This window comes from Rubritalea marina DSM 17716 (genome assembly GCF_000378105.1).
GTDB classification, from domain to species: domain Bacteria; phylum Verrucomicrobiota; class Verrucomicrobiia; order Verrucomicrobiales; family Akkermansiaceae; genus Rubritalea; species Rubritalea marina.
The window spans coordinates 127,309-138,604 of the sequence record NZ_KB899247.1 but is presented as its reverse complement, the minus strand read 5'-3'; the positions used below and the strand labels follow the sequence as shown (position 1 = coordinate 138,604).

The 11,296-nt window shown below is 50.9% G+C and carries 5 protein-coding genes; 3 read left to right on the top strand and 2 right to left on the bottom strand.

Going from position 1 to position 11,296, the window contains the following annotated elements; all coding sequences use genetic code 11:
- Positions 1-34: 34 nt before the first annotated feature.
- From gdhA to F454_RS0100595, 3 genes are all read left to right on the top strand, one after another.
- Positions 35-1,387, top strand: a complete 1,353-nt coding sequence (gdhA, locus tag F454_RS0100605; RefSeq protein WP_018968679.1) for an NADP-specific glutamate dehydrogenase — start codon at positions 35-37, stop codon at positions 1,385-1,387.
- Positions 1,388-1,540: 153 nt separating this feature from the next.
- Positions 1,541-4,384 (top strand): PSD1 and planctomycete cytochrome C domain-containing protein, encoded by a 2,844-nt coding sequence (locus F454_RS13645; protein ID WP_033367099.1) that lies wholly within the window; start codon positions 1,541-1,543, stop codon positions 4,382-4,384.
- Between the two features lie 7 nt (positions 4,385-4,391).
- Positions 4,392-5,855, top strand: a complete 1,464-nt coding sequence (locus F454_RS0100595) for a DUF1501 domain-containing protein (protein WP_018968677.1) — start codon at positions 4,392-4,394, stop codon at positions 5,853-5,855.
- A gap of 178 nt (positions 5,856-6,033) precedes the next feature.
- Here F454_RS0100595 and F454_RS0100590 read toward each other — a convergent pair whose 3' ends face one another.
- Together F454_RS0100590 and F454_RS0100585 are read right to left on the bottom strand one after the other, a co-directional pair.
- Positions 6,034-7,578, bottom strand: coding sequence for a c-type cytochrome domain-containing protein (locus F454_RS0100590; protein ID WP_018968676.1), 1,545 nt, complete (start codon positions 7,576-7,578; stop codon positions 6,034-6,036).
- 148 nt (positions 7,579-7,726) lie between these two features.
- Positions 7,727-11,221, bottom strand: coding sequence for a DEAD/DEAH box helicase (locus F454_RS0100585; RefSeq protein WP_018968675.1), 3,495 nt, complete (start codon positions 11,219-11,221; stop codon positions 7,727-7,729).
- Between the last annotated feature and the right edge of the window lie 75 nt (positions 11,222-11,296).

Genomic DNA, 11,296 nt, shown 5'->3' with positions numbered 1-11,296 from the left:
CTGCTAGGTTGGTGTATTCTGATTATTCCTTATTATGACTAAAGACGACTTCTGCGATATTGATATCTTCATGACCGGCCTCAAGCGTCGGAACCCGGCTGAACCGAACTTCCACCAAGCAGTGCATGAAGTGATCGAGAGTGTCATGCCCATCATAAGAGATAGCCAAGCATACCGCGACGCCAGTATCCTAGAAAGGATCACAGAGCCAGACCGCATCATTATGTTTCGTGTCACCTGGATGGACGACCAAGGGAATGTAAGAGCCAATCGCGCCTGGCGCGTGCAATTCAACAATAGCATAGGCCCATACAAAGGCGGACTGCGCTTTCACAAGTCTGTCGACCTCGACACTCTCAAGTTCCTCGGTTTTGAGCAAACCTTCAAAAACTCTCTCACTGGCCTGCCGATGGGCGGTGCCAAGGGGGGCTCAAACTTCAATCCAAAAGGTAAAAGCGACGCTGAGATCATGCGCTTTTGCCATGCCATGATGACCGAACTGCAGCGCCATATTGGTGAAGACACGGACGTCCCTGCGGGTGACATTGGTGTCGGTGCTCGCGAGCTAGGCTTCCTCTTTGGTCAGTACAAACGCCTCAACAACCGCTTTGCGGGTGTGCTCACTGGGAAAGGGCTCTCGTTCGGTGGGAGTGCTGGACGCAAGGAAGCCACTGGCCATGGCGCCGTCTATTTCCTTAAAGAGATGCTAGCTCATCGGGGTGATGGGTTCGACGGCAAGACGGCCATCGTTTCTGGCTCTGGGAATGTGGCTCTGTACGCGATCGACAAGCTTCTTGAGCTTGGAGCCAAGGTCGTCACAGCCTCTGACTCTTCAGGCTTTATCCACGACCCAGATGGCATCACAGCTGATAAGCTCGAGTGGCTTACCCAACTTAAAGAAGTCAAACGTGGCCGCATCAGCGAGTATGCTGAGCATTTTCATTGCGAATTCCATGCAGGCCAGCGCCCGTGGATGATCCCAGCAGACCTCGCGCTGCCCTGCGCAACTCAAAATGAACTCAACCATAAGGATGCACTGACCATGATCAACAATGGTATCCAAGCTGTGGCGGAGGGTGCAAACATGCCGAGCACCACTGAGGCAGTCATTGCGTTCCATAAGGCTGGCGTCCTCTTTGGCCCTGCGAAAGCAGCCAATGCTGGAGGAGTTGCCGTCTCAGGTCTTGAACAAAGCCAAAACGCGCTGCGCATCGCTTGGACACACCAACAAGTAGACGAGAAACTCCAAGAGATCATGAAGGACATCCATCAAAAATGCGTGCAACATAGCGAGCTAAACAACGGCGTCGTCGACTACGTGAAGGGTGCCAACGTCAGTGGCTTCATCAAAGTGGCTGATGCAATGGTAGCCTACGGCGCTATCTAAATCATGCTTTGTCACTACTCAGCTCAAACTTATCACTAAAAGGCAAATCCCCCATTTTCAGCAAGCAGGTAGGCACGGCTGCAAGAAATCCTCATTTTATAGGGTATAGGATACATAATGGGATTCAAACTTCATCGTTCAGCATCACTGGCCATGTCCCTATGGGCTGGAATGTTCTCCAGCGGCATGGGCAACGAAGATTCAATATCTTTCAACCGAGACATCCGCCCAATTTTCATCAATAAGTGCACCAAGTGTCACGGCGGCGCGAAGGCCGATGGTGGATTGTCGCTGATCTACAGAGAGCAAGCACTAGGAACTGGCGAGTCTGGAAAAGCGATCATCGTCCCAGGTAAACCAGAAGAATCAGAACTTTACCGCCGCATCGTCACCGATGACTTAGACGACAAAATGCCACTTCAGCACGGTGATCATGCTGATGAGCCACTCAGTGGCGAACAATGCGAGACCATCAAATCATGGATCGAACAAGGCGCACAATGGGACGACCACTGGGCGTACCTAGCCCCGGTTCAGAAGGCGCCAATGAAACTCAAACACAGGGAATGGCCTAGAAATGGGTTGGATCAATGGATCCTAGCCAAGCTTGAAGAAAATGAACTTCAGCCAAGCCCCGAAGCGAATCGTGCCCAATGGCTTCGTCGTGTAAGCTTCGACCTGACCGGCCTACCACCCACCTCAGAAGAGGTTGCAAGCTTCCAGAATGACCAATCGGAAAACGCCTACGAAAAACAAGTGGATCGCCTACTAGCATCCAAGCACTACGGTGAGCGCTGGGCCGCAGTCTGGATGGATCTAGCACGCTATGCGGACACCCAAGGCTATGAAAAAGATAGGACACGCACGATTTGGCCCTACCGCGACTACCTCATCCGTTCATTCAACAACGACAAACCCTACGATCTATTCCTTCGCGAGCAACTCGCTGGCGACCTATTCGAGCACCCTAGCTTTGACTCACTCATCGCCACGGCCTTCCACCGCAACACCCAAACCAACACCGAAGGCGGCACCGATGATGAAGAATACAGGGTCATGGCAACTATCGACCGCGTGAACACCACATGGACAGCCATGCAAGGCCTCACCTTCGGCTGTATCCAATGTCATGCGCATCCATACGAGCCAATCCCCCACGAGGACTACTATCGATTTTCTGACTACTTTAACTCATCTGAAGACGCTGATTTAGACAACGACTACCCAACACTCAAATTCAACGGCGACCCGCAACAGCAGAAAGAGGCCGCAAGACTCTTCTTGGAGCTACCAAAACTCAAGCAATCCGTGAACAATCTTGGGAAAGATCTCTTGGCCAACGACCAAAGCTTCACACCCATAAAGTTCAGCCACATCAGATCCAGCCATGGTAAGCTCACGCAGCAAGAGAGTGGTGAGTTCCGCACCTCAGGCACATTTCCACCGGGCACCAATTACACTCTCCAGGCAGATGCTGACGAGATTACCGCCCTCAAGGTCACCATCACCCCAGAAGCCGAAAATCCAGCTGAACTACCGGAGCGAGGATCCGTCCTCTCTCAGTTCGTTCTCCAAGTCAAAAAGACTGACGGTAAATTGGTGACTGTAGACTTCTCTAACGTCTTCGCTGATTCACTATCTGGCCCCTATGAGCCAAAGCATTCCCTCAACAAAAGTGGTGCTGGTTTTGGTGGCTACCCGAAACTCTTCAAACAACGTGAGGCAGTCTTCGTCCTTAAAAAACCGCTAAAATTTGCCAAGGGAGAACAGATCTCTATTTTCATCCAACACAGAGCCACAACCACTGGTGGGCAAGCATGCACCCTACGCAGGTTCACAGTCTCGACCACCAATAACCCAGCGTGGATCGAGTTAAGTAATTCCAAGGCATTAGCTACAGCCAACCAACAGCTGAATAAAGCGAATAGCGCATACAATGCCATCAAAGGGCACAATGTGCCAGTCCTCGTGGACCGCGGACAAGATGCTCGCCGCGAAACCCGCCTCTTCATTGGTGGTTTGTGGCTCAATAAAGGTGACATCCATACCATGGGAGTCCCAGAACTTCTCAACCCTGCGAACATGCAGCAGAGCACCCGACTAGAAATGGCCGACTGGATGAGTTCCCCTACAAACCCACTCACCGCTCGGGTGATGGTCAACCGCCTCTTCGCCGAACTCTTTGGCCGGGGAATCGTAGCCACTCTGGGCGACTTCGGGTCCACTGGTGAGTCACCTACCAACCTTGAACTGCTCGACCACCTTGCTGTCGAATTTCAAACCAAACAAAAGTGGTCGATGAAGCAAGCCTTGAAGGAAATGGTGCTCTCTGCCACCTACCGCCAAGATAACGCAGCAAGTATTGAATTGGCGCACAGCGACCCGAAGAATATTCTCTTAGCGCGTGGGCCTCGTACTCGACTCAGCGCTGAAATGATTCGCGATAATGCACTCGCAACATCAGGCTTGTTCACCCCACAGGTCGGCGGAGCATCCGTGATGCCGCCCCAACCAGATGGAATTTGGCAGACTGTCTACAGCGGCGAAAAGTGGACCACAGCCGAGGGTCCACAGCGCTACCGTAGAGCCATCTACACCTTCTGGAAACGCACCAGCCCCTACCCGTCGATGCTCACCTTCGACGCCCCCTCCAGAGATGTTTGTGCCCCACAGCGGATCGCGACCAACACCCCACTGCACGCCCTAACAACCCTAAACGACCCAGTCTTCCTCGAATGCTCTCAAGCACTCGCGAAACGACTCACGAAGCACTCAAGCTCACTCAGCGAACAGCTCAGCCACGGTTTCCATTTAGTGAGTCAGCAAGCGATCTCCAATGAAGCGCTTGATGCGCTCAGCGACTTGCATGCTAAGGTTCTCAAGGATTTTGTGGCCAACAAAGAAAACGCAACATCAATCGGTGATTCTCCAGAGCACGCCGCTCTCACCATCATCGCCAACACACTCCTCAACCTAGACGTAGCTCTCACCAAGTAGTCTCGCCATGAATCTATTCCAACAACTCCAACACGACACCCTCCTCCATCAATCACGCCGCCAATTCCTCTCTAAGTGCGTTGCTGGTGTCGGCTCAGCATGGTTGAGTTCCATGGCAGACAACGCCCTAGGAGCGAGCAGCAGCAACTCGCTCGATAGCACCCTGGCGCATATCGCGCCCAAAGCAAAACGCGTGATCTTTCTGCACATGGCAGGTGCCCCCTCACAGCTCGAGCTGTTCGATTACAAACCGGAACTCGCCAAATACGACGGTAAAGACACCCCAGAAGAATACTTGGCTGGGCAACGCTTCGCATTCATCCAAGGGGTGCCAAAACTCCTCAATACCATTTACCCATTCCACCAAGCGGGTGAATCAGGACAATGGATCTCTGATCGCCTCCCCATGTTTGAAAAAGTCATTGATGAGGTGTGCTTCATCAAATCGATGCATACCAACCAATTCAACCACGCGCCAGCACAGCTCCTACTCCATACTGGCAATGCCAACTTAGGCAACCCATCGATCGGATCATGGGTCACTTATGGCTTGGGCAGCCTCAACGAAAACCTCCCCGGCTACATTTCCTTGGTTTCGGGCGGCAAGACCCCATCTGCAGGCAAATCGATATGGGGCTCAGGCTTTCTACCCTCAGTCTACCAAGGTGTGCAGTGCCGCTCCAAAGGCGACCCGGTGCTCTACCTCTCCAATCCAAAAGGAGTCTCCACCGACATGCGCAAGAATTGTGTCGACGCGATCACTAAGATCAACCAACAAGCACACAACGAGACCAACGACCCCGAAGCCCTGACCCGAATTTCACAATACGAAATGGCCTTCAAAATGCAGATTCATGCCAATGAGGCATTCGATCTCAACGATGAGCCTGAACACATTCACGAACTCTATGGCACGCAACCTGGTAAGGAATCGTTTGCCAACAATTGCCTTCTTGCCCGTCGACTAGCCGAGCGCGGCGTGCGCTACATCCAACTCTTTGATTGGGGCTGGGACTCTCACGGCGCTGCAGGATCTGAAGCCCTCAATGAAGGTTTCAAGAAGAAATGTGAAGCTGTCGACCGGCCGATGTACGCCCTCCTCACCGACCTCAAGCAACGTGGACTCCTCGAAGACACACTCGTGGTCTGGGGTGGCGAGTTTGGACGTACCCCCATGCGAGAAAATCGTGGTGGAGATGAGATGAAATTTATTGGTCGCGACCACAACCCTGGGGCATTCACCATGTGGCTTGCTGGAGCTGGTATCAAACCTGGATTCACTCTGGGCGAAACTGACCCAATTGGCTACAAAGCGACCCATGATCGCGTGTCGACCCAAGACCTACAAGCAACTATCCTGCATTCATTAGGCCTGAAACACAATAAACTCACCTACCCATTTCAAGGCTTGGATCAAACGCTACCAGGGGTGACCGAGCCCGCCAGAGTCGTGGATGAAATCTTTGCTTAGGTCGCACTGATGGCATGCTGCACTTGCCACACCCTCCCCCACCTTAACTGCAGGTGTGTGGTGCTATAAGCCATTGAGAATCGGTCGCGTTGGCCCTCCATTTACTGGGCCCCTTGAACATAAAAAAACCCAGCCGCATGGCTGGGTTTTGAAAGTTTATCTAGAGAGTTTCTTGAGTCTAAAGTTCTTCGCCGAGATGCACCTCAGCATCGTCAGATTCTTGTACTTGATGTAGTTTTTCCTGCAATGCCTGAGCTGCTGCTGCATCCACACCCGAATTCCAGAGGAACACGCGACGTAGCTTAGGTAGCGCTGCAAGTGGCTCAAGGTTTGCACCATTGAGGTTTGTACTGTGCAGGTTGATATTCTCAAGAGCTGACAAGCTGGTAAGCTCTGGAAGCATCTCTGGGGTCACTTCAGTTTCATTCAGTTTCAATGAACGAAGCTTACTGAATCCCTTCAGTTTAGCCACTGCACCATCACCCACTTGAGTGGCTGAAAGGTCGAGATCGACCACGTGGGATGCCACTGGCTGCAGTTCATCAAGAATCTCATCAGTGATCTTTGAGCGGAAACTCACCGCAGTGAATGACAGGTCAGTTCCGTGCTGAGATACGAAAGATAAAGCACCTTTGTACTTTGCGTTAACATTCGCGATGTCTTTCTCAAGAGCGAGGCGAAGCTCCACTTCTTTCAGTTTCTTTGCTTCTGCTTCTGCCTTCTGCTTGGCAAGGTCTTCAGGGCTAACAAGACCAGCAAGAGCAGTCTTCACATCGTCGTTTTGCTCAAGCTCGTTCAGTTTAGCTGTAGCAGACGCGCCAGTGCTCACCCACCATGAGAGGATGGTCTTCTCACCTTCTGTAAGCTGAGTTTTACCTTCTGGCGGCATGTGATAATCGTCATCCAGTGGAAGATGTAAGGTCGTGATGAGCGCACTATTTTCAGCGTCGCCCGGAATGAGGCAATCGTACTCTTCTCCACCCTCAAGCATGAACTCGATGGTGTCGAGGCGAAGCCCACCCTTCTTTTTGTCCTCACCGTGACAAGTAATACACTTTGCCTCAAGAATTGGTGTCACGATTCCAGTGTAGACCACTGGATTGGTGTCCTTTTTCGCTTCAGCTTTAGCCAAACGCTTCTCAATCACCTTGCTAGGTAATGAAGCGAGTGGATCGCCATGGCTAATCTCGCCACCGCGGTGACCAGCCACCATCATGAGAACTGCGCTGCCCGCAAGCGTGCCATAATACATGGTGCTAGAAAGTGGTGCAAAACGTCTTTGCTGCACGGAAACTTTTGCAATGAAACACAACAGAAGTAGAACGGCAAAAATGATACCGTCACGTTTGTGGCCTTCTACAAGGTCACCTGTGTACTCACCTGAGAGGTAGAGGAAGTAGCCGCATACCACCGCCAAAATGCCCGTGAATGCTGAGAACAAAACACCGAGTGTGGTGTCGGCCTTGTAGCGACCAAAGCTCAGAATCTTCAAGCCTTCCATCATCAATACGAGCACCAAACCACCAATCGGCAAGTGCAAGAACAATGGGTGGAACTTACCGAAGAAATGAACCCAAAGAGCCATCATGCCCTCTGCCTTCTCATTGGCCGAGCCAACTTCACCGATAAATGGCATCACAGCCACCAAAATGGTGAGGATCAATGACACGCCGATAATGAGCCAATAGAGTGTGTTTGGTAAACTCGTTTGCGATTGTTTCATATGCTTAATATATACAGTTGGTATCAGCAATTCTTTCGTAGAACGACGACTACTAACACATAATTTTTAGGATAATTGGTCTAAACCTATGAAAAAACCTTAGGTTATGAAAACCTAAGGTTTTGAAATATTCATGATTTCCTACAAATTATTCTTCATCTTCAGGGAAACCGTCCCCGCCGTGGTTAAGAATAAACTTGAGGTCGTCGACTCCGAGGCTACTTGCGAAGCCTTCATCACCGAGAACATTGGTCACAAGCGCTGTCTTCTGATGCTGAAGCACGCGGATCTTCTCTTCCACTGTGTCGCGAGTAAGGAGACGGTAAGCAATCACCTTATTCTTTTGACCAATACGGTGAGTTCGGTCGATTGCCTGGTTTTCAACCGCTGGGTTCCACCATGGATCGTAAAGGATCACGTACGATGCAGAGGTCAAGTTGAGACCCGCACCACCAGCTTTGAGCGAGAGCATGAACACTGAGGCATCCTTCGTTGTCTGGAAGCTTTCAATCACACCCTTACGGTCTTTAGTCTGACCAGTGAGGTAGTGGTATGGGCGGCTCTCAGTCTCAAGGCGTGCCTTGATGATATCGAGCATCGACACAAACTGCGAGAAGACGAGTACTTTGTGGCCCTCATCTCTTAGCTGATCAAGCAAGTAGAACAAGGCGATCATCTTCGCACTTTCCTCTTTGAGGAACTTTGGATCGATCAAACCTGGGTGACAACAAATCTGACGCAAGCGCATCAAACCTTGAAGAATGGCAAAGGAATTCTTCTTCACGGCCTCGTCCGAATCTAGACCAAGGAGTGCTTTCTGAATGCGCTTGAGCTCAGCCTTGTACATGTCAGCCTGCACACCTTCCATGACAGCAAAGACTTCTTCCTCTGTACGAGGCGGAAGATCTTTCGCCACCTGAAGCTTAGTACGGCGTAACAAGAATGGTCTCAAACGCGCCGCAAGGCGCACCTGTGAGGACGGATCCTTACGCTTGTCGAAGCGCTTCTTGAAGTATGCTCTTGAACCAAGCACACCAGGCATTGCAAAGGCCATAAGTGACCACATGTCCATCAAACGGTTCTCAATTGGCGTACCAGTAAGAACGAGGCGGTTAGCCGCATTCAATTCACGGGCGGACTTCGCAGCCTTAGAATCTGGGTTTTTGATCTGCTGACCTTCATCCAGAATCACGGTGAGCCATTTCATGGTGTTGAGCTCTTCGCCACAGACGCGAAGCTGTGCGTAGTTTAACACCACAAGGTCGAGATGGTTTTGTGCTTCATCCACAACCAGATCATCGCGGGTGCGTAGCACTTTCACGCGCAAATCAGGTGCAAATTTTTCAGCTTCTGTAGACCAGACATCAAGAACAGACTTCGGACAGACAACAAGTGCCGGACGATGCTGCGCTTCGTCCTTCGCTTGCTCGCGCAACCAAAGGATGTATGTGATCGACTGAATCGTCTTACCTAGACCCATGTCATCGGCAAGAATACCTCCAAATCGGTTGGTAGCCAGGTAGGTTAAGAAACGGAATCCATCGACCTGATATGGGCGCAATGTCGCCTGAAGGCCATCTGGCACCTCGGTTTGGAGGTTGACTTGAATTTCTTGGGCTGAATCTTTGATGCGTTTCCACGCTTTCGGGTCGAAGACTTCTGCTGCTTTTGGATCGGCAAGCTGAAGGGCGTGCATGCGGTGGGTCTCGCCGGAGAGGTCGAATGGATCGAGACCCAAGCGAGTCACAGCTTCACGCTGGTCGTCGTCTAGCTTGATCTCAAGACGCATCCAACCACCATTTTCCATACGGACATAACCACCTCTGGCTGCAACCAGCTGACGAATCTGATCCTTGCTAAGGTCCACTCCTTCGACGTCGATGACGATCTTGAGGTCGAACCAATCAATATCTTGATTGACCACCTCGAAGCGAATCGCGGCAGTCACAGGGTCTGCAAGAAGGGTCTTGAGCTTGAAGTCCATCTCCACATCCACCGCTTCTGGCATATTCTTAGCCCACTCAGCAAACTTCTCTGGGAAGAGCTTAGTGACTCGAGTCTTAAATTCTTCTAACTTATCATCATAAGTCAGCCCCATTTCCTGGAGTAGCCCAGGCACTGGATAGAGGTCTTCGCGAGCGAAACGGAGCAATTGTTTCCCCTTCACTGGCTTTTGCTCGATGAGCTCCCAACCCTCTTTGACCAACTTCTCGGTGCGTTGCTCTTTCTTCTCGTGAGCCAGCACATTGATCACCAAATGTTCCGTTTCAGCAGCAGTGAGTCCCTGCTCGATTCGCATCTCAAAACGCGGGTAGAGATCCAGATCAATCACGCGCTTCTTGAGCGACTCAGGAAGGCGTGCTCCTACCTTGCGCAAGAATTCAACACCTTCGAGGGAGTCGATCACCTGCTTTGGAATCATGTATCGCGGCATCACCTCGGTGTCGTCGAGCCAACGTGGTGGCCCAGGGAACACTGTCTCATCTGATTGATAGAGTTCTTCACGACCAGGAAGGAGACGCACTGAGTGAGACACATTCTGGCCGGCTTTAGTCACCAATTGAAGCGCGAAATTCTCTGGGTAATACGGATCGTCTTCACATACCCAACTGAGACGATCTTCTACTACCTTGTAGTACTTCTCATCCAAGTTCACTATGAAGCCTTTCAGGGCTGACTGACGGAAGAGGCGGTTCATGAAGCGACATGCCGCTTCGGTGTCGAGATCCATACTCGTCGCTTCTTCTTTCTGGAAGAACGCGTAATAATGTTCCCAAATCACCTGACTCTCTGGCCCCATCCTGAGAGCGGCCGATGCGAAGAGTGAAGCAATGCGGTCGATGTCATTCTTCTCACGAAGAACCACCCACTCAGCCTCGTTCTCACGAATCTCCACACGCGCTTCGTTCATCGTTGATACGATACGAAATTCACACTTGATCGGCGCTTCCTGAGGTGGGCGTTCGTTCACATCTTCGATGCGATCGTACCACTCAGAAATCTCACGTTCTTTCTCCCAGTCCTTCATCTTTTTCTGCACTGCCTCTAGGTCAGTCACAGCATTCATGAAGTCAGGGTATGGAAGCTTCTTCTTGTAGAAGGCGTATGCTAGGTAATTCCAAAATTCGAGAATATCCCCCGGAGGAATAGGCCATAGTTCAAGTGGATCATAAGTAACAATCTCCCAGCGTGGGTTCAAACGCACCATATCGTGATCGTGGATTTCTCCTTCGATCACGTAACGACGGTAACGCTTCTCAACCTTGCTGACGAAATCAGCCTCTTTGTCATCAAGCTCACGATCCAGCTTTTCTTCGATTAGGTCGATTACAGGAGTGTCATCAAACTCGTTAGGACTCTCTGGTAGATCTTCCCCACGATACATACGCTCCATCATGGTAGCGTACAAACAAGCGCCTGCTACGACTTCATCCTCAGCGGTACAGCTTCCGAACCAGCGGTTTCCTTGAAGGCGCAAACTGGTACGAAATGTGCCAGTTTTGTCTTCAACTCTTCCTTGAATGAATAAGTGGTTACCAAATATTTGTGTGACTGCTCCATCTTGTTGGATGGTATCGCCGCGCTTTCTTGCCTCTTCAGGGAAGCTATTTAGGAAATTTAATGTTGCTCTATCCGGATTCATTTGTGATTTAGTTAGAATCATTCACTGCCTATTTTTATTAGGATCCTGGGTTTTGCGAGCACGATTGTACGCCGA